The sequence below is a fragment of the Pseudomonas tumuqii genome, from assembly GCF_013184545.1.
Lineage (GTDB): Bacteria > Pseudomonadota > Gammaproteobacteria > Pseudomonadales > Pseudomonadaceae > Aquipseudomonas > Aquipseudomonas tumuqii.
Window position 1 is genome coordinate 93286 of sequence record NZ_JAAOJA010000004.1, and the last position, 17172, is coordinate 110457.

Annotated in this window: 19 protein-coding genes and 1 pseudogene; 10 read left to right on the top strand and 10 right to left on the bottom strand. The window is 62.3% G+C overall.

The features are described from left to right. The first annotated feature begins 1 nt into the window (after position 1). Positions 2 to 436, top strand: coding sequence for a YybH family protein (locus G9C89_RS09430; RefSeq protein ID WP_172147616.1), 435 nt, complete (start codon positions 2 to 4; stop codon positions 434 to 436). A gap of 228 nt (positions 437 to 664) precedes the next feature. On the opposite strand, the gene G9C89_RS09435 is transcribed toward G9C89_RS09430, so the two are convergent. Further along, the gene (locus G9C89_RS09435; RefSeq protein WP_172147617.1) at positions 665 to 1222 is read right to left on the bottom strand and encodes a tetratricopeptide repeat protein; all 558 of its coding nucleotides are present in this window, start codon (positions 1220 to 1222) and stop codon (positions 665 to 667) included. Positions 1223 to 1579: 357 nt separating this feature from the next. Between G9C89_RS09435 and cydP the strand changes: the two genes are divergently transcribed. From cydP to G9C89_RS09465, 6 genes are all read left to right on the top strand, one after another. Then, entirely contained in the window at positions 1580 to 1783 is a 204-nt protein-coding gene (gene cydP, locus G9C89_RS09440; protein ID WP_172147618.1) for a cytochrome oxidase putative small subunit CydP, read from the top strand. Further along, complete coding sequence (locus G9C89_RS09445; RefSeq protein WP_172147619.1) at positions 1780 to 3366, top strand: cytochrome ubiquinol oxidase subunit I; 1587 nt, start codon at positions 1780 to 1782, stop codon at positions 3364 to 3366. Before cydP ends, G9C89_RS09445 begins: the two co-directional genes overlap by 4 nt. 10 nt (positions 3367 to 3376) lie before the next feature. Beyond that, on the top strand, positions 3377 to 4519 hold the full coding sequence (gene cydB / locus G9C89_RS09450; protein WP_172147620.1) for a cytochrome d ubiquinol oxidase subunit II: 1143 nt from the start codon (positions 3377 to 3379) through the stop codon (positions 4517 to 4519). Positions 4520 to 4530: 11 nt separating this feature from the next. Then, positions 4531 to 4647 carry a cytochrome bd-I oxidase subunit CydX gene (gene cydX, locus G9C89_RS09455; RefSeq protein ID WP_172147621.1) on the top strand — a complete coding sequence of 39 codons (117 nt, stop codon included), beginning with the start codon at positions 4531 to 4533 and terminating at the stop codon, positions 4645 to 4647. Beyond that, positions 4637 to 4933, top strand: coding sequence for a cyd operon YbgE family protein (locus G9C89_RS09460; protein WP_172147622.1), 297 nt, complete (start codon positions 4637 to 4639; stop codon positions 4931 to 4933). The genes cydX and G9C89_RS09460 overlap by 11 nt, the downstream gene beginning before the upstream one ends. A 114-nt stretch (positions 4934 to 5047) precedes the next feature. Then, a complete protein-coding gene (locus G9C89_RS09465; RefSeq protein WP_172147623.1) occupies positions 5048 to 6178 on the top strand; it encodes a M14 family metallopeptidase in 1131 nt (376 codons plus the stop codon). Between the two features lie 21 nt (positions 6179 to 6199). Here G9C89_RS09465 and G9C89_RS09470 read toward each other — a convergent pair whose 3' ends face one another. From G9C89_RS09470 to G9C89_RS09485, 4 genes are all read right to left on the bottom strand, one after another. Beyond that, the gene (locus G9C89_RS09470) at positions 6200 to 6760 is read right to left on the bottom strand and encodes a hypothetical protein (protein WP_218575920.1); all 561 of its coding nucleotides are present in this window, start codon (positions 6758 to 6760) and stop codon (positions 6200 to 6202) included. Between the two features lie 388 nt (positions 6761 to 7148). Then, positions 7149 to 7406: an acyl-CoA-binding protein gene (locus tag G9C89_RS09475; protein WP_172147625.1), complete on the bottom strand. Its 258-nt coding sequence runs from the start codon at positions 7404 to 7406 to the stop codon at positions 7149 to 7151. 63 nt (positions 7407 to 7469) lie between these two features. Further along, positions 7470 to 9104 (bottom strand): WS/DGAT/MGAT family O-acyltransferase, encoded by a 1635-nt coding sequence (locus G9C89_RS09480; protein ID WP_172147626.1) that lies wholly within the window; start codon positions 9102 to 9104, stop codon positions 7470 to 7472. Between the two features lie 91 nt (positions 9105 to 9195). Next, complete coding sequence (locus G9C89_RS09485; protein ID WP_172147627.1) at positions 9196 to 9939, bottom strand: esterase/lipase family protein; 744 nt, start codon at positions 9937 to 9939, stop codon at positions 9196 to 9198. Between the two features lie 85 nt (positions 9940 to 10024). Here G9C89_RS09485 and G9C89_RS09490 point away from each other — a divergent pair, with 85 nt between their 5' ends. Next, entirely contained in the window at positions 10025 to 11164 is a 1140-nt protein-coding gene (locus G9C89_RS09490; protein WP_172147628.1) for an AraC family transcriptional regulator, read from the top strand. Between the two features lie 117 nt (positions 11165 to 11281). Here G9C89_RS09490 and G9C89_RS25195 read toward each other — a convergent pair. The 4 genes and pseudogenes from G9C89_RS25195 to G9C89_RS09505 form a co-directional block, all read right to left on the bottom strand. Beyond that, a pseudogene (locus tag G9C89_RS25195) lies at positions 11282 to 11368 on the bottom strand (isochorismate-pyruvate lyase); the annotation flags it as partial. 15 nt (positions 11369 to 11383) lie between these two features. Next, a complete protein-coding gene (locus G9C89_RS09495; protein ID WP_172147629.1) occupies positions 11384 to 12307 on the bottom strand; it encodes a class I SAM-dependent methyltransferase in 924 nt (307 codons plus the stop codon). A gap of 370 nt (positions 12308 to 12677) precedes the next feature. Beyond that, positions 12678 to 13124 (bottom strand): YybH family protein, encoded by a 447-nt coding sequence (locus tag G9C89_RS09500; RefSeq protein ID WP_172147630.1) that lies wholly within the window; start codon positions 13122 to 13124, stop codon positions 12678 to 12680. 178 nt (positions 13125 to 13302) lie between these two features. Further along, positions 13303 to 14547, bottom strand: a complete 1245-nt coding sequence (locus G9C89_RS09505; RefSeq protein WP_172147631.1) for an OprD family porin — start codon at positions 14545 to 14547, stop codon at positions 13303 to 13305. Positions 14548 to 15212: 665 nt separating this feature from the next. On the opposite strand from G9C89_RS09505, the gene G9C89_RS09510 reads away from it, so the two are divergent. Beyond that, complete coding sequence (locus tag G9C89_RS09510) at positions 15213 to 15578, top strand: 5-carboxymethyl-2-hydroxymuconate Delta-isomerase (RefSeq protein ID WP_256674156.1); 366 nt, start codon at positions 15213 to 15215, stop codon at positions 15576 to 15578. Positions 15579 to 15632: 54 nt separating this feature from the next. Beyond that, positions 15633 to 15998, top strand: coding sequence for a glyoxalase superfamily protein (locus tag G9C89_RS09515; RefSeq protein ID WP_172147632.1), 366 nt, complete (start codon positions 15633 to 15635; stop codon positions 15996 to 15998). A 51-nt stretch (positions 15999 to 16049) separates the two neighbouring features. Here the strand turns inward: G9C89_RS09515 and gcvT are convergent, their stop codons facing one another. After that, on the bottom strand, positions 16050 to 17171 hold the full coding sequence (gcvT, locus tag G9C89_RS09520; protein WP_172147633.1) for a glycine cleavage system aminomethyltransferase GcvT: 1122 nt from the start codon (positions 17169 to 17171) through the stop codon (positions 16050 to 16052). Position 17172: the final 1 nt, after the last annotated feature.

Here is a 17172-nt window from a genome sequence, read left to right on the forward strand (position 1 = left end):
AATGATCATCGATACCCCACAAAGCCAGCTCAAGCAGGCCATCGACAGCTGGGCGAAGGCCGCACAGTCCAAGGATGTCGAGCGCATCATCAGCCACTACAGCGACGAAGTGGTGGCCTATGACGCCATCGGTCCGTTGCGTTTCGTTGGTCGCGAAGCCTACAAGGCGCACTGGCAAGCCTGCATGGAAATGTGTACGGGCGAGGGCATGTTCGAGGTGCACGATCCGAGTTTCATGATCGACGACAACCTCGGCGTGGCCCATTACCTGTTGCATTGCGGCGGCACCGACGACAAGGGCCAGACGCAGACCTGCTGGATGCGCGTCACCCAGTGCTTCCGCAAACAGGGCGAGCGCTGGTTGATTGCCCACGAGCATTTTTCCGTGCCCAGCGACATGGAAAGCGGCAAGGCGCTGTTCGACCTGACGCCATGACGGGGGCGGCAGCCCTGCCCGCAACCACTGTGGCGTGGCGCGTGCCCGATCCGGGTAGGGTGCGTCGTGCGCACCGCTGGCCGAGCGCTATGCGCTCGGCGCTCGGCGTGCCCGGTCTTTATCCGCGAATCTGCTGGCTGAAAGGCAACGCCGCCCGCCGGATCGCTCTTATGCGGAGCCCCTCGCACCTGCAGTGCCTGCACCGCTAATGAGGGGCCTGCGACAGGTTCAGGGCAGTGCGGTCAGCGCCGTGCAACTGGCGGCGTAGTTCTGTTTGCAGGCGCTCTGGAACAGTCGGCGGGCCTGGCTGGCATCGCGCGGCACGCCTTGTTCGCCCCTGAGGTAGAGGTTGCCGAGAATATGCTGGGCCATCGGATTGCCACCGGCGGCCGATTGGTTGAGGTACTTGAGCATGCGCTGCGGGTTGGCGAAGTCCGGGTTGTCGCGGCCGGTATACAGATAGGCCAGGCTGACCGCCGCCATGGCGTGGCCCTTGTCGGCGGCCTGCTGCCACCAGTATTCGGCTTGCTTGAGGTCTTTCGCCGGTTTGCCGACGAAGTAGAAACTGCCCAGCTGGAACTGGCTGTCGAGATCGCCGCGATTGGCTTGGCTGCGCAGTCTCTCCAGGGTGGCGTCGACGTCCGCAACCGCTGCTGTGTCGGCCACGGGTGGTTCTGTCTGCGGTGCACTGCCCGTGCCCGCTGGCTGAGCGGCGCAACCGCCCAGCAGGAGCAGTGCGCAGATGAGTGCCGGGAGGGGCGGGCGGAGCCATTGCTGAGCGTTCATGGTCTGTCACTTCTTGTCGAGTCGATGCGGGTGGCTGCTGAAAGGACGGCCCTACGAATCGCTGCAGGGTCCTGCGCCTTGCCGTGAACGCCTGAAGGCGGCCGCTGCAGACTAGAAGACCCCATTTACCCCGGCAAGTTGCTTGCCACCGGGCGGGCGGTGCCCTGCAGGGGCCGGCGGCCTTGGCGTTTGCAAGATTCCGATGAAATCCTCAGGCGAGTCGAGCGGCACTTGCCTCGTATGGGGAGGGGGGCGCTGCGACGCTTCGCCGCGGCGGCCACCAGGCTTTCATTGCCCTGGATCAACAGTCGAGTGACCCACTGCGCGACAATTCGCATACCCCCACGAGTATCGACCATGGCCGCTCACTTCGACTTCTTGCGTCACCGCCTGGTGAAAGAGATCAGCCTGATCCTGCTGATCAAGCTGGTTCTGCTGCTGGGCATCAAGACGTTCTGGTTCGATGCGCCGACCGTGCCCAAGGATGGCAGCGCGAAAACCGGTCAGCACCTGTTGGGCCGCTCAACCGCATCCACCCCCGCCGAGGAGAAACCGAGATGATCTCGGAAACCGTTGTCGACCTGTCCCGGCTGCAATTCGCCATGACAGCCTTGTATCACTTCCTGTTCGTGCCGCTGACCCTGGGCCTGGCGTTTCTCCTGGCGATCATGGAGTCGGTCTATGTGATGACCGGCAAACAGGTCTACAAGGACATGACCCAGTTCTGGGGCAAGCTGTTCGGCATCAACTTCGCCCTCGGCGTCACCACCGGGCTGACCATGGAGTTCCAGTTCGGCACCAACTGGGCCTACTACAGCCACTACGTCGGCGACATCTTCGGCGCGCCGCTGGCCATCGAAGGGTTGATGGCGTTCTTCCTCGAGTCGACCTTCATCGGCCTGTTCTTCTTCGGCTGGGACCGCCTGAGCAAGGTGCAGCACCTGGCGGTGACCTGGCTGGTGGCGATCGGCTCGAACATGTCGGCGCTGTGGATTCTGATCGCCAACGGCTGGATGCAGAACCCGGTGGGTGCCGAGTTCAATTTCGAGACCATGCGCATGGAGCTGACCAGCTTCAGCGCACTGTTGTTCAACCCGGTGGCCCAGGTCAAGTTCGTCCACACCGTGGCGGCCGGCTACGTCACCGGCTCGATCTTCGTCCTGGCGATCTCCAGCTGGTACCTGCTCAAGCGCCGCGACCTCGGTTTCGCCCGGCGTTCCTTCGCCGTCGCCTCGGCCTTCGGCCTGGCGTCGATCCTCTCGGTGATCGTGCTGGGTGACGAGTCCGGCTACGAGATCGGCGACGTGCAGAAGACCAAGCTGGCGGCCATCGAGGCCGAGTGGGAGACTGAGGCGGCGCCGGCGGCCTTCACCCTGTTCGGCCTGCCCAATCAGGCCGAGCAGCGCACCGACTATGCAGTGAGGATTCCCTATGCCATGGGCATCATCGCCACCCGCTCGCTGGACCAGCAGGTCACCGGGATCAAGGATCTGGTGGCCCAGCACGAGCTGCGCATCCGCAACGGCATGCTCGCCTACGGCCTGCTCAGCCAGTTGCGCGCCGGCGACAAGAGCGCGGCCAATATCGCCGCGTTCAACGCGGTGAAACAGGATCTCGGCTACGGCCTGCTGCTGAAGAAGTACAGCGAGACCGTGGTGGATGCCAGCGAGGCGCAGATCAAGCAGGCGGCCCTGGACACCATCCCCGATGTCGCCTCGCTGTTCTGGACCTTCCGCATCATGGTGCTCAGCGGCTTCCTCATGCTGGGCCTGTTCGTCTGCGCCTTCTGGGCTTCGGCGCGCAAGAACGAGGAGAGCAAACCCTGGCTGCTTAAGTGGGCCTTGTGGTGCCTGCCGCTGCCCTGGTTCGCCGCACAGACCGGCTGGTACGTGGCCGAGCATGGCCGCCAGCCCTGGTCGATCGGTGAAGTGCTGCCGACCCACCTGTCCACCTCCAGCGTTTCGGAAGGCGATGTCTGGGGTTCGCTGATCGCCCTGGCCGCCTTCTACAGCGTGCTGCTGGTGATCGAAATGTACCTGATGATCAAGTTCGCCCGGCTCGGCCCGAGCAGCCTGCATACCGGGCGTTACCACTTCGAGCGGGCGCCGGCAGCGGCACCTGGCGCGCAACCGACTCTGGCCTGAGGAGAACCGCATGTTCGATTATGAGAGTCTCAAGCTGATCTGGTGGGTGCTGGTCGGCGTGTTGCTGATCGGCTTCGCCCTGACCGATGGTTTCGACCTCGGCGCCGCCGCGCTGCTGCCCTTCGTCGGCCGCAGCGACAACGAACGGCGGGTGGTGATCAACACCATCGCGCCGCACTGGGACGGCAACCAGGTCTGGCTGATCACCGCCGGCGGCGCGCTGTTCGCCGCCTGGCCGCTGGTCTATGCGGCGGCCTTCTCCGGCTTCTACTGGGCGCTGCTGCTGGTGCTGTTCGCCCTGTTCGTGCGCCCGGTGGGCTTCGACTACCGCAGCAAGCTGGAAAACACCCGCTGGCGGAAAAGCTGGGACTGGGGCCTGTTCGTCGGTGGCGTGGTGCCCTCGCTGGTGTTCGGCGTGGCCTTCGGCAACCTGCTGCTGGGCGTGCCCTTCCAGTTCGACGACAGCCTGCGCTCCAGCTACCAGGGAGGCCTGTGGCAACTGCTCAACCCCTTCGGCCTGCTCGCCGGCGTGGTCAGCCTGAGCATGCTCGGCCTGCACGGCGGCACCTGGCTGATGATGCGCACCGAGGGCGTCATCGCCCAACGTGCGCGGCAGGCGGCGCGGCTGCTGGCGCTGGTGTTCCTGGCCAGTTTCATCGGCGCGGGCCTGTGGCTGTGGCTGGGCAATATCAACGGCCTGGTCATCAGCTCCAGCTTCGATCCGGCTGCGGCGCTCAACCCGCTGGGCAAGACCGTCGTGCAGAACAACCCCGGCTGGCTGGCCAACTATGGGCACTACCCGCTGAGCAAGATCGCCCCGCTGCTGGGCATTCTCGGCGCGGCCCTGGCCTTCGCCGGCGCCAGCGCGCGGCAGGGCGGCATCGCCTTTCTCGGCAGCAGCCTGGCCATCGTCGGCGTCCTCTGTACCGCCGGCTTCGCCCTGTTTCCCTTCGTCATGCCGTCGAGCCTGGATCCGGCCTCCAGCCTCACCGTATGGGACGCCGTGTCGAGCAAGCTGACCCTCGGCATCATGCTGGTCGCCGCGGCTATCTTCGTGCCGCTGATCCTCTGCTACACGCTGTGGTGCTACGTCAAGATGTGGGGCAAGGTCACCACCGCGCATATCCAAGACAACCAGCACGGGCTTTATTGAGGAGCACGACCATGTGGTATTTCACCTGGATACTCGGCGTATTGCTCGCCTGCAGTTTCGGCATCATCAACGCCCTGTGGCTGGAGACCACCCAGAGCCTCGACGAGGAGCCCGTGGGTGACGACTGAAGCCCGTCCCTGGCTCAGGCATGGCGGCAGCCGGGCGTTGTCCCTGCTGCTGGCCATACCGCTGAGCCTGGTGCTGCTGATTCACCCGGCGGCCATGCTCGATGCCGACGGGCACTACAGCCACGGCCTGCTGATGCTGGCGATGTGGGGCGTGGCCAACGGCTTTATCCACGGCGTCGGTTTCGATCCGCGGGCCTGGTTCTGGCACCTGCTGTTTCACCCGCTGCTGGGCTGGCTGCTGCTGGGCCTGGGTTATTTGCTGCTGTATCGCGCCCGGATGCTCTGAGCAGTCGATAAGGTTTGGCCGAGCCAGATGTCGCCTCTGGCATTTCATCCGACGGGCAGACCTGCGATTCTTGCGGGCAAAGGTGCAGGGCACCATCAGGCTCGCGAGGTATTCATGAACATCAACTGCAACTTCGACAGCGGCAATATCGAGGTGCTCGACGCCAGCAACCCGCAACAGGTGCTGCTGGCCATGCGCCCCGATCTCAACAGCTATCACTTCCAGTGGTTCCACTTCAAGGTCGACGGCCTGACTCCAGGCCAGCGCTATGGCTTCAGCCTGACCAACGCCGGCGAATCGGCCTACAACAAGGCCTGGGAGGGTTACCACGCCGTTGCCTCTTACGACCATAGCAACTGGTTTCGCGTGCCCAGCCGTTTCGAGGGTGGCGCGCTCAGCTTCGCCATCGAACCGAGCGAGTCCCAGGTCTGGTTCGCCTACTTCGAGCCCTACAGCCGTGCGCGGCATGACTGGCTGATCGAGCAGGCGCTGAACCGGGCCGGTGCCGAACTGTTCGCCACGGGCAAGAGCATCGAGGGCCGCGACATCCAGTTGCTGCGCGTCAGCCGCAACCCGCAGGCTCAGCGCAAGATCTGGATCATCGCCCAGCAGCACCCCGGCGAGCACATGGCCGAATGGTTCATGGAAGGCGTGATCGAGCGCCTGCAACAGCGCGACGACGCCGAACTGAATGCCCTGCTGCAACAGGCCGACCTCTACCTGGTGCCGAACATGAACCCGGATGGCGCCTTGCGTGGCCACCTGCGCACCAACGCCGCCGGCAAAGATCTCAACCGCGCCTGGCAAGCGGCCAGCGCGAGCGAGACGCCCGAGGTGTACTTCGTCCAGCAGCAGATGCGCCAGGTTGGCGTCGACCTGTTCCTCGACATCCACGGCGACGAGGAAATCCCCCACGTGTTCACCGCCGGCTGCGAAGGCAACCCCGGCTACAGCCCGCGCCTGGAACAACTCGAGGAAGAATTCCGCCGCCGCCTGCTGGCGCTCGGCGCCGAGTTCCAGACTGCATTCGGCTACAAGCGCGACGAACCCGGCCAGGCCAACACCACCCTGGCGTGCAACGCGGTCGGCATGGAGTTCGACTGCCTGTCCTTCACCATCGAAATGCCCTTCAAGGACCACGACGACAGCCCCGATCCGCTTACCGGCTGGAGCGGCAAACGCTCGATGCGGCTGGGCAGGGCTGTGCTCAGCGTGGCGGCAGAGATGGTGGGGACGTTGCGCTAGGCAGGACGAGCAGCGCGGGCACTACTCGATGCTCAGGGACTCGATCCAGCGCACGCCTGGGGCAATCTCGTCGCGCTGCTCCGGTTGGTAGGGCGGCTGCTCGGGGGTGCCTGACGGCGCGCTGATGTAGTTGAGGTCGATCGCCTGCGGCCTGCCCCGCAGCCCTTGTTCGGTCGGCTCCAGTTGGAAGTACAAGCCGTTCCACAGCTTGGCGCCGAAATCGGTCGGCAACTGGTACAAGAACAGCAGGTTGTGCTCCAGCCACGCCAGGTCATCGAGGGTAATTGTGCCGGGCTGCGCGTGCGGGTAGGGCACATGGCAGACGACTTCGCCCGGACCATCGAGGCATTTGAACTCCTTCATCGACAGGAAGTGATCGGTGAAGCGCGCAGGCTCCAGACTGACGGTGAACGCCACGCTTCCATCACCCCGCGGCTCGAAGCGCACGCTGCCAAGGGTGATTCGCTGGTTGTCGCGGGTGGTGGCGGTGATGCTCTTCACACCCCGCAACTCCCATGCCTGGGCATCGACCACGGGGACGGCAAGCAGGCCCGTGAGCACGAGCGAGCCCAGTGTGAGCAATGGTCGTCTCCGTGTCATGAGCACCTCGGCCGCACTGGCGGCTGCACTATGCCTGCAGCGGAGCGTTGACGACCGCATTGCAATCGCGGCGCGCCCTGCTTATGCAGCATAGCGCCCGTGCTGTCGGCTGCAAACGCTGGCGCGCCATGCGGCAGCCTTCGCGGTCCGCTATTGCATTGAGCGGATGCGGCACCTCAGCGCAGAACGTGCCGGCTTCTTTGGCGAGCGCATCGAGCATCGCGGCATCAATCTCAGGAGGCGCCGCCATTTGGGCAAACGCCTATCGGCTTCGAGCCGTTCATGAACGCCGAACTGCATGACGCGCAGAGACAGAATCCAGGGTGGCCGCGGTGGCCGCTCTACCGCGCGGGAAACCTGGTGCGGCGAATCATTGCGCCAATGTGTTCTCGACCAGGTCCACATACTGTCGTTTGGCTTCGTCTGCGCTCATGCCTTCCAGCCGCTCCCACGCGGCGTACTTCGCGACGGCGACCAGCTCGTCGGGGCGCTCGCCCTCGATATCACCAGTAGTGGCCTGCTTATAGAGTGCATAGGACTGCAGCAAGACCGCCGTCTCTGGCTTGAAGCCGATGTCGCGCTCGGCGATTTCCGTCGCGCGTTGGAAGCGTTGATTCAGTTCATTCATGGCAAATTTTCCTTTCGAGAAAGACACCGCCACGCTTTATGGCCGTGCGGCGGCGATGCGAGGTCACGTGGACTTTTTCGCCTTGGGTTTGGGCAATGCCTTGACCAACGCAGGCTTGCTGCGCTTGATCGGCGCAACAGCTGGCTCGGCTGTAGCGTCGGTTGCTGCCGGCGCGCGGTTGGGGAGAGCATCGCTGGCCAGCTCATCCGCCTCCTTTGCCAGCTTGCGCTGATGACGCGCGATGGCCTTCTTCAAGTCCTCATAGGCGGCCAACATATCCTCGGCAAAATCTTCCATATTGGGCAACGCGCGGCGGCACGCCACCACACCAAAGTTCAGCCCGCCGTTGTAGCTTTGCACCGTGATATTCAGCGCCACGCCGTGCATGACGATGCTTACCGGGGCAAAGACGCGCAGGCGCGCGCCAGCAAAATACAGCGGCATATTGGGGCCCGGTACATTGGAGATGGCGACGTTGGCAAGCGCGGGGGCTTTTTCCGTCAGGCGCGCGCGGGTGACGAAGTTGACCATCATCGGCAACAGCCACGGCAAGCCGATCGACGGAAAATCAGTCAGGGCGAAACCTTTGAACACCGCGTTGTCTTGTTTGAATGCCTGGGAAGATTCCTGAATCGCGCGCAGCCGTCGCATCGGGTCGGCGATGTCGGTACGCAGGCGCATGTAGCCCAATGACGATTGATTGGAAATCTCGGTGTTGCCTGCCGCGCGCATCGAGTAGGGCACCGCGCCTATCAACGACTTGGCCGGCAACGCGTTGGCATCACTGAGATAGCTACGCAGCGCGCCGGAACAGATCGCCATCACCATGTCATTGATGGTCGCGTCCACGGATTTGCCGAGCGCTTTCAGCTCGGCCAGGTCCAGCGAGAAACTGGTCACCGAGCGTTGATTGGTAATGCTGCCGTTGAATACCGTGGTCGGGGCGAAGCGTTGGCGCTCGCGTCGCGGCTGGGGGCTTGGTTCCGCGGCGTCGACGCCAACCGCTTCGCTGCTTTTGAGTAAGGCTTTCCACGACATGCTCCTTATTACTTTGTCGCCGCCCATTGCCAATAATTGGCCGAACACAGTCGCTACTTTCTTGACTTGGCCCGCCGTATTGCCAAGGCCGGCGCTCATCATCTCGGCGGCGCCCAGTTGATCATTGCAACGGTACAGGCGCGTGCGCGGTGCTCGCACCGCACGCGGCTCCGGGGTGATGTCCAAAATTATCTTGGCCACCGCCACGCCGCCCTGGCCATCCATCGCGGCGTGGTGAATCTTGTTGAAAACCGCTACCTCGCCGTTTTCCAGGCCTTCGATGACGTAGATCTCCCACAACGGGCGACTGCGGTCGAGCAATGACGATTGCAGCCGCGCAACCAGCGCGTGCAGCTGTTGGCGCGTACCCGGTTTGGACAGCACCATCCGCCGCAAGTGGTAATCCAGATCGAGATTCTCGTCTTCAACCCAAACCGGCGTGGTGAGATCGAACGGCATCTGCACCAGCTTGCTGGTGAACAGGCTGGCCAGATGCAAGCGTGCTTGCAGCAAGGCTTTTACGTCCTCGAAATAATCACCCTGGTAGCCATCGGGCAGCGTGCAGCACATCAAGGAGCTCACGTGCATCGGCATCTCGGGCGTTTCCACATACAGAAACATCGCGTCTATCGCCGTTAAGTGTTTTAAGCCACGCGCCATGTCAATGCCCCTCGATTGCTTGGGTGGGTTTAGTCGAATAGGTGCACGTGCGCATCTGGCTGGCGAATCCCCGCACTGCCGAAATGGCGCATTAGTCCAGGTTCGAACGACGATAGGGTTGCCACGCACCCTCGGGCTGGGCGAGGCGGTCGGCGAGAATGCGCAAGACCATAGGGTTCACGCCCATGCCGACATGGCTGGCATGCACCTCGATATTTTCGGTATGCGGATTGTCGTTTTGGATGCAGCAGGGCCAGGCCACGATGCCGTCGCTGCGGCTGTAGATCGAAGTCGTTGGCATTGACGGCGCGAGATGCAAGTTGGGGAACTCGCTGGCCGCCTCGCCTTTAGGCGGGTTATAGCGCCGATAAATGCCGTTCGCATTGCTGGCGCTTTCAGGCCCGGCAAATGGGCTGCCTAGCGACACCACCGCCCGTACATCATCGGGTCGCATTTTCGCCAGCTCACGCGCGAACAGGCCGCCCAAACTCCAGCCGACGAGGCTGACTTTGCGTCCATGCTGTGCGCGCAATTCATCAATGCGTTTCAGGCAGGCCCCCATCACGCCGGGCTGCGGCCCAAGGTTGCGACCCATTTCCCAGCAGTGCACCGAGTAGCCCTGTGCTTGCAAAAAGCGTCGCAGCAGAAACGTCGAGCGGTCACTGGCGACCAGGCCCGGAAAGACCAGCACCGGATGTCCATCGCCGCGCGCTCTGGCCGTCAGCAGCGGCCACAATGCCAGCGTGGATAATATTTCCAGCGGCAAACGCAGTTCCATCGCCAGCAAGTGCAGGCCGGGGGCTCGAATAGTTTCGCTGGCTTGCTTCTCTGTCATGGCTTGTTCTTCTTTATTATTGAATTTGAATTATTGAATTTGAATTGATGATCGCTGCGCCGACACTCATCGGCTACCGCTGTAGATGAATGCAGAAAGCCTACAAGCCAAAGCGGCTTCCCCAAAGGCTGAGAACGGCCATACAATTGATAATTCCGGCCAAACTATCTGGTTCATCACCAAAATGAATCCATTGCAGTCGACCTGTCCAATGCCCGCATTGCTCTCGTTTTGCATTCAGCAAATGCTGCGGCGCGGCTACGATCTGGATGAGGTTTTGCGCGACAGCGGGCTTGATGGCCAATCGTATTCGCAGCCGGAAACCCTGCTCAATGGCAAAGCCGAGCTCGCCGTCTACGCCAGTATTCAACGGCTGGTTGGTAGCAAGAACATGGACGAACTTGGGCTGGCCATAGGCGGGGAAGTCAACGTCAATAGCGTCGGTATGCTCGGTGGATTGGTGGCCAATGCCGTCGATTTGAACCATGCCGGTTACTTGTTAAGGCGCTTTCAAACATTGTCCAATCGGTGGTTTACGCCGGAGCTAATCGGTTCGCTGGCACCGGGCAACGCCGTGGTGCGTTATCGCCAGACGGTCAATCTGGAGCGGTACCATGGTTTTCTGATCAATCTGTCGATGTGCGGCGCACAGCATTTGCTTGGCGAAATATTCGGTGACGCTGCCAAGGGTTTCGTCACGAAAGTTGCTTTCGCTTATCCCCAACCGGAAAAACCGCAACAGCATCTAACGGAGTTCAATTGCCCGGTCAGTTTCGGCCACGACTTCACCTACGTCACTTTTGATCATGAAGTTGGCCAGGCGATCAACCCGAAACGCAGCGAGTTCAGCTACAACGTTTTCCTGCAACAGTGCCGTGAGTCCGCCACGCGCTTTGCTTCAACATCCTGTCGGCAACGCGTGCTCAATAGCTTGTCGTGTATGGACGAGTATCCCAGTGCAGCCGCAATGGCGGAGTCCTTGAATTGTTCCGAGCGCAGCTTGCGTCGGCATCTGAATGAGGAGGGCGTGCAGTATTCGGAGTTGATCGACAAGATCAGGTTTGACCGTGCCGTCTACCTGTTGAGTCATTCCGCCGATTCCGTAAAAGCCATCGGCTACCAGTTGTCTTACAGCGAACCGGCCGCATTTATTCGCGCGTTTGCGCGTTGGTCGGGAACCAGTCCAGCCGAGTTTCGCAAAACCGTTGCACGCGCCCTGCTATAGCTGGCACGTCAACCGAGGCCGTGCGTTCGATGGGGAGACGTCGGCTGCTCACGGGGTATTTTGCGGCTCATGGGGGCGGACCTGCCCAACTCGCTGGTGCTTGGAAAAATTCATTCAAACATCCTGGTCAAGAAGATCAATCTCTCTGCGAATGTCCTCCATTCCACCACATTCATCAGGTGCCAAATTATTTACTACTTCCATGTATACAGCTCCGGTTCAGGTTGATGGGCATACGGTTTGAGGTGAGGTCGCAATCGCGCGCACCTGACGAAGGTTGTCTGTGAACTCGAGGCATCCGTCTTCCTCGCACAGCGGGGACAGAGCTGCGATGTAATCCTGCTTCATAAGCGCTTGCTCGTGCGGTGGGATTCCATGCAGGTCGTACATACCTTCAAACCAAGACCAAATATCCGATGGCGAGTAGCGTCTTGAGATCGAGACATCTTCGACCAACACGTCATCGAAACGATTGGTGAGCAATTGCTGAATCTGCCCAGGCTCACTGAGCCGCGGGTCGCCAAAACTTGGGATCGTTGAGTTCAGACGCCGCCGCGCGACGCGGAGCAGGCTTAGGTACAGGTCCAGTGCAGCGCTCGGTGGTGGCTTGGCTCCCACAATGAATGAGAAGACGCCACCGGATCTCAGTACTCTCCTGACTTCCGTGATCACGGAGTCCAGATCGTCCATGAGCATGAGGGCCATGTGACAAAGCACGAAGTCGGCCGAGCCTTCAGGCAGCGGCAGTGCCTGAGCACGCCCTTGGATGAGAGTGGCACTTTGCCCGAGTCTGCGTCTTGCCACCGTGAGTTCGCCTTGGCTGATGTCAACGCCCATCAGCGTTGCTGGCCGCTGCCGCGAGGAAGCCACTAGCCACAGCAGGTAGCCATCACCGCAGGCTACATCCAGCACTGTCAGTGGCGAGTTCTCTTTGGAAACCAAGGCGGCAAGGAAGTCGTATGAAGACGTGGCGACTTCACCCTGCTTGGCGGCTCGCAATGACATGAAGGCCTGCGATGTGACGCCAGCACGCTGATCATGAAAGTCAGCGAGGAAGCGTTCGTTCGAAGTAAGGGATGATGGCACTTGCGGCCTAACTATAAATGGACACCAACTGGTGTGATAACCCTTTGACGGGGGCATTCCCTGTCCTCTCGACCAGCCCTGTCCTGGGCATTGTAGCGGTTGGATGACCGCATAAGGGAGTTGAATGCCTTGGGCGGGAAGCCCCGGTTGCTCGATCAGGTGCGCGAGCAGATTCGCCTGCAAAACTGCGCGATTCGTACCGAGCGCACTTATTACGAGTGGGGCGGCGTTTTATACGTTGTCATCGCAATCGTCACCCTCTGGCGAAGGGGCGGCTGAAGTCGAGGCTTTCCGTTCCGATCTCGCGCTGCGCAGAGGTGTGTCCGCTTCCGTTGGCCTCGTTTTATTTCTCTACAAGCAGGTGCTCAAGCTGGATCTGCCGTGGCCAGGGGAGATCGGTTGCGTGGGGCCGGCCCTACGGAATGTCTTAGGGCTCGAGATCGATCGCGGCCCTGTAACTGCCATCCATATAAAAAGGCGTCGAGGCGTGTTCATGGACGATGCGCCAGGCGCCGTCGAACTTCTGCAGGCCCAGGGTGGCGCGCACCCAGATTGCCGGTCGCTCGCCGTCGGTTTTACGCCCGCTGATTCGTTGCAGGCTGGTGCAGAACGCGACCTCGTCGCCCAGGGTAAGGCGTGGTTCGCGAATCTCCAGGCTGATTGGCCCATCCCAGGTGGCGAACCAGTGCGCCAGGTCCGCGCTGATCCGCTCCCGCCCGCTGCGTTGGAGCGGCGGTGCGAGGTCGAACGACAGCACCTCGGCAGCGTAACAGGCACTCGCCCCGTCCAGATCCTTGCTGCGAATGGCCTGCGCCCAGCGTTCCAGTAGTGCGCGCACCTCGGTTTGCGGGTTGCTATGCGTCTCTGTCGACATGGCGGTCTCCCAGTTGAGTCAGGGCATGGTGAAATCACGGTGCCCGGTAACTGGTCGTATGACAGGGCTGCAGATCGACAGTCGGGTAGCGGATCCAGCAGATAAAAAAAGCCCGTCACCAGGACGGGCCGAAGGTGCCGTAACACATGGAGTAAGCCGACGCGGGTAAAGCCGTGAATCAGAGAATCGACAGCGGGTAGTTGAAGATCAGGCGGTTCTCGTCGAACTCGTTGCTGCTGAAGTCGCGACGGATGCTCGCGTTGCGCCATTTCATCGACAGGTTCTTCAGGGCGCCGCTCTGGATGACATAGGCCAGTTCGGTTTCACGGCCCCATTCCTTGCCGTCGTCGGTGCTGGCGGTGTGTACGTTGTCGCCGCTGATGTAGCGGTTCATCAGGGTCAGGCCGGGGATGCCGGCGGCGGCGAAGTTGTAGTCGTGGCGCACTTGCCAGGAGCGCTCCTTGGCGTTGTCGTAGCTGGCGTTGAAGCTGTCGTTGGCCAGGGTGCCGCCGCTGGTGCCGTTGACCCGCATCCAGCCGCTGTCGCCGCTGACCTTCTGCAGGCCGACATAGAAGGTGTTGCCGCCGAGCTTGGCCGAGAACAGCCCCGAGTAGGTCTTGTTGTCCAGTTCGCCGGCCAGTTCGCTGCCGTCTTCGCCGCCCTGGAAGTAGCCGAGGTTGGCGCCCAGGGTCCAGTCGCCGACTGGCTGGCCGTGTTGCACTTGCAGGTACTGCTGGTTGTAGACGTCCTGCAGTTCGGCGTGCCACAGGCCGACCAGGGTGCGCTCCTGGTTGAATCTGTATTCGCCGCCGGCGAAGTTGAAGCGGTCCGACAGGGCGCCGGCGAAGCTCATGTCTTCCATGCTGGCGTTGTTGCGTTCGCTGTTCTGGCGGAACTGGCCGCCATACAGGGTCAGGCCGGCGATCTCGTTGGAGGTCAGCTGGGCGCCCTGGAAGGTCTGCGGCAGCGAGCGGCCGTCGTCGGCGCGCAGGATCGGCAGGACCGGCATCCACTCGCCGACCTTCAGTTCGGTCTTGGACAGCTTGGCCTTGGCCGCCACGCCCAGGCGGCCGAAGTCGTCGGCCGGGTGGTTGCCGTCATGTACCGGCAGCAGGCCGGTGTTGCGCGTGCCGCGGCCGCCGTCGAGCTTGAGCGCATACAGGCCCAGCACGTCGACGCCGAAGCCGACCGGGCCTTCGGTGAAGCCGGAGCGCGCGTCGAGGATGAAGCTCTGGGTCCACTCTTCGGCTTTGCCCTGGGGGAAGGCCGGGTCGACGAAGTTGCGGTTGATATAGAAGTTGCGCAGGCCGAGGGTGACCTTGGCGTCTTCGCTGAAACCGGCGGCCTGGCTGCTGAGCGGTAAGGCGAGGGCCATGCTGCCGGCGCCGAGCAGGACCAGCGAGAGGGCGTTGCGTGCTGTCATTGTTGTTGTGCTCCCATTTTTGAACAAGCCGCTCCCTTGCCGGCCTTGAAGCCAGCATCGTGCGCAGGGAGCGTGTGAGTTGCCCTGTGCCAGGGCGATGAGCGAGTTCGGGTTAGGAACACGCCTTTGCTTCGGGCTTAGCCTTCGGCGAATTCGGTGGCTGTGTGCGGGTGTCGCCGGGGCGTCCTGCTGGCGCGTAGCGAAGCGGGGCCGGCTGGGAGGGGCGAGAAGCGAGCCGATGCGGCGAGAGCAACAGTCGTCATGGTCGGGCCTTGGTTTTTGTTTTTATGATTAGTCATATGTTGTCGTACAACATTGGCTGGATTATCGGCAGTCTTGGCTGGCGTTGTCAACGCGTCCCTAGACGAAAGTTCAATAAGAAAAAAGCGCCATCAAGCGTCCAGTGCGCACGGGTTGATCCGTGTAGTCCCCTATTTATAAGGGGTGTGGCGTGGCGCTTGGGAGCGCTTGCGGTTGCCGGCGGCGCTGTAGAAGGGCGTGTCAGAGGCCGGCGGCGGTTGGTTTGCACTGTATGAAGGGCTGTTATTGTTGATTTTGTTGTGCGATAACGTATGACGATTATTCGGGTGATCCAGCTCCGGATCCTCTCTTCTGCAGGAGACGCCTATGCCGCACTGCCTTATCGAAGGCTCGCAAAGCCTGACGTGACGCGACTGATCACGCCGGCCGAGTTGCGGCGCCTAGTCGAGGAGGCGACCGCCGCCACCGGGTTGTTTCAGTCGGGCGAGGTCAAGCGACGCCTGAGCCTGTATGAGCACTTCAATGTTGGTGGCACGCAGGAAGACGTTGTTCACCTGATCTTCTACATCCTGGCGGGGCGCACGGATGAGCAGAAGCGCCTGCTGTCCCGGCAGATAGTGCGCGCCCTGGTCGAGCGCCTGCCCGGGGTCAATGCGCTGTCGCTGGATGTGCGCGATATCGATCGCGAGGTGTTCAGCAACAGGCGCAGTTGCCTGACTGCCCAGCTGAGCAGTGGCGCAAACCGGTCAACCAGCCGTTGCCCTGGATGACAGGGGGGCAAAGCTGAAATAGAGTGCCTTGCACTTATTCAGGGAGAGGTATTTATGCAGCTGGCGGCTCCGATTCCTATCCTGCGCAGCTTCGATGAAGCCAAGGCGCGGGCTTTCTACTGCGAATTTCTGGGGTTCAGCGAAGACTGGGCGCATCGCTTCGAGGCGGGCCTGCCGCTCTATCTGCAAGTATCCAGGGCAGGGTGCGTGCTGCATTTGTCAGAGCACCATGGCGATTGCTGCCCCGGTGCGGCGCTGCGCATCAGTGTCGATGATCTGGATGCCTTGCACGCCGAGCTGACGGGTCGGGCTTATGGCAATGCGCGGCCCGGCATCATCAGCCAGCCCTGGGGGCGCGATATGCAGGTCACGGACCCGTTCGGCAATCGCCTGATCTTTACCGATATTCGCGCGGCATAACCGCGCGAATCAGGCTGCGCCAACCGGGCAGCCGGCGCAGTGAGGCAATCGTCAGCCGCGGTAGTAACGCTGCGGCACGAACGGGGTCTTGGCGACTTTCATCGCCACGCGCTTGCCGCGCACCATGGCCCAGACCGGGGTGTCGAGGGCGTTATGGCTACTTTGCACGTAGCCCATTGCGACCGGTGCGCCGAGGGTCGGGCCGAAGCCGCCGCTGCAGACGCTGCCGATTACATTGCCATCGGCATCGACGATTTCCGCGCCTTCACGCACCGGCACGCGCTCTTGCGGCAGCAGGCCGACGCGCTTGCTGGCGACGCCGTCGCGCTGCTGGGCGAAAATCCGCTCGGCGCCGGGGAAGCCACCGGCACGCGCACCATCGGCGCGGCGGGCCTTGGATATGGCCCACAGCAGGCTGGCTTCGATCGGCGTGGTGCTGGTGCTCATGTCGTGGCCGTACAGGCACAGGCCGGCTTCCAGGCGCAGCGAATCGCGCGCACCGAGGCCGATGGCCGCGACTTCCGGTTCGGCCAGCAGGCTGCGCGCCAGGGCTTCGGCGTGTGCGGCCGGCACCGAGATTTCATAGCCGTCTTCGCCGGTGTAGCCGGAGCGGCTGACGTAGCAGTCGACGCCGAGCAGGCGCACCGGGGCGAACTGCATGAAGGTCATCTTGGCGACTTCCGGCGCCAGGCGCGCCAGTACGTCGACGGCTTTCGGGCCTTGCAGGGCGAGCAGGGCGCGATCGAAGCAGGGCTCGATCTGGCACTGGCTGGCGATCTGCAGTTGCAGGTGCATCAGGTCCTGGTGCTTGCAGGCGGCGTTGACCACCAGGAACAGGCAGTCGTTGCCCAGGTTGGCGACCATCAGGTCGTCGAGAATACCGCCCTGGTCGTCGGTGAACATGGCGTAGCGCTGCATGCCGACCGGCAGGTCGATGATGTCGACCGGCACCAGACGTTCCAGGGCCTGTGCTGCATGCGGGCCGCGCAGGATGATCTGACCCATGTGCGAGACGTCGAATAGGCCGGCGGCTTCGCGGGTGTGCAGGTGTTCCTTCATCACGCCGAGCGGGTATTGCACCGGCATGTCGTAGCCGGCGAAGGGCACCATGCGCGCGCCAAGTTCCAGGTGCAGGGCGTGTAGCGGGGTTTTCGCCAGGGTTTCGCTGGTCATG

What these genes read in the sequence shown, in the direction of transcription:
- G9C89_RS09430 (WP_172147616.1), top strand. Translation starts at nt 2, where the DNA reads ATGATCATCGATACCCCACAAAGCCAGCTCAAGCAGGCCATCGACAGC.
- G9C89_RS09435 (WP_172147617.1), bottom strand. Translation starts at nt 1,222, where the DNA reads ATGAACGCTCAGCAATGGCTCCGCCCGCCCCTCCCGGCACTCATCTGC.
- cydP (WP_172147618.1), top strand. Translation starts at nt 1,580, where the DNA reads ATGGCCGCTCACTTCGACTTCTTGCGTCACCGCCTGGTGAAAGAGATC.
- G9C89_RS09445 (WP_172147619.1), top strand. Translation starts at nt 1,780, where the DNA reads ATGATCTCGGAAACCGTTGTCGACCTGTCCCGGCTGCAATTCGCCATG.
- cydB (WP_172147620.1), top strand. Translation starts at nt 3,377, where the DNA reads ATGTTCGATTATGAGAGTCTCAAGCTGATCTGGTGGGTGCTGGTCGGC.
- cydX (WP_172147621.1), top strand. Translation starts at nt 4,531, where the DNA reads ATGTGGTATTTCACCTGGATACTCGGCGTATTGCTCGCCTGCAGTTTC.
- G9C89_RS09465 (WP_172147623.1), top strand. Translation starts at nt 5,048, where the DNA reads ATGAACATCAACTGCAACTTCGACAGCGGCAATATCGAGGTGCTCGAC.
- G9C89_RS09475 (WP_172147625.1), bottom strand. Translation starts at nt 7,406, where the DNA reads ATGAATGAACTGAATCAACGCTTCCAACGCGCGACGGAAATCGCCGAG.
- G9C89_RS09480 (WP_172147626.1), bottom strand. Translation starts at nt 9,104, where the DNA reads ATGGCGCGTGGCTTAAAACACTTAACGGCGATAGACGCGATGTTTCTG.
- G9C89_RS09485 (WP_172147627.1), bottom strand. Translation starts at nt 9,939, where the DNA reads ATGACAGAGAAGCAAGCCAGCGAAACTATTCGAGCCCCCGGCCTGCAC.
- G9C89_RS09490 (WP_172147628.1), top strand. Translation starts at nt 10,025, where the DNA reads ATGAATGCAGAAAGCCTACAAGCCAAAGCGGCTTCCCCAAAGGCTGAG.
- G9C89_RS09495 (WP_172147629.1), bottom strand. Translation starts at nt 12,307, where the DNA reads ATGCCCCCGTCAAAGGGTTATCACACCAGTTGGTGTCCATTTATAGTT.
- G9C89_RS09500 (WP_172147630.1), bottom strand. Translation starts at nt 13,124, where the DNA reads ATGTCGACAGAGACGCATAGCAACCCGCAAACCGAGGTGCGCGCACTA.
- G9C89_RS09505 (WP_172147631.1), bottom strand. Translation starts at nt 14,547, where the DNA reads ATGACAGCACGCAACGCCCTCTCGCTGGTCCTGCTCGGCGCCGGCAGC.
- G9C89_RS09515 (WP_172147632.1), top strand. Translation starts at nt 15,633, where the DNA reads ATGCAGCTGGCGGCTCCGATTCCTATCCTGCGCAGCTTCGATGAAGCC.
- gcvT (WP_172147633.1), bottom strand. Translation starts at nt 17,171, where the DNA reads ATGACCAGCGAAACCCTGGCGAAAACCCCGCTACACGCCCTGCACCTG.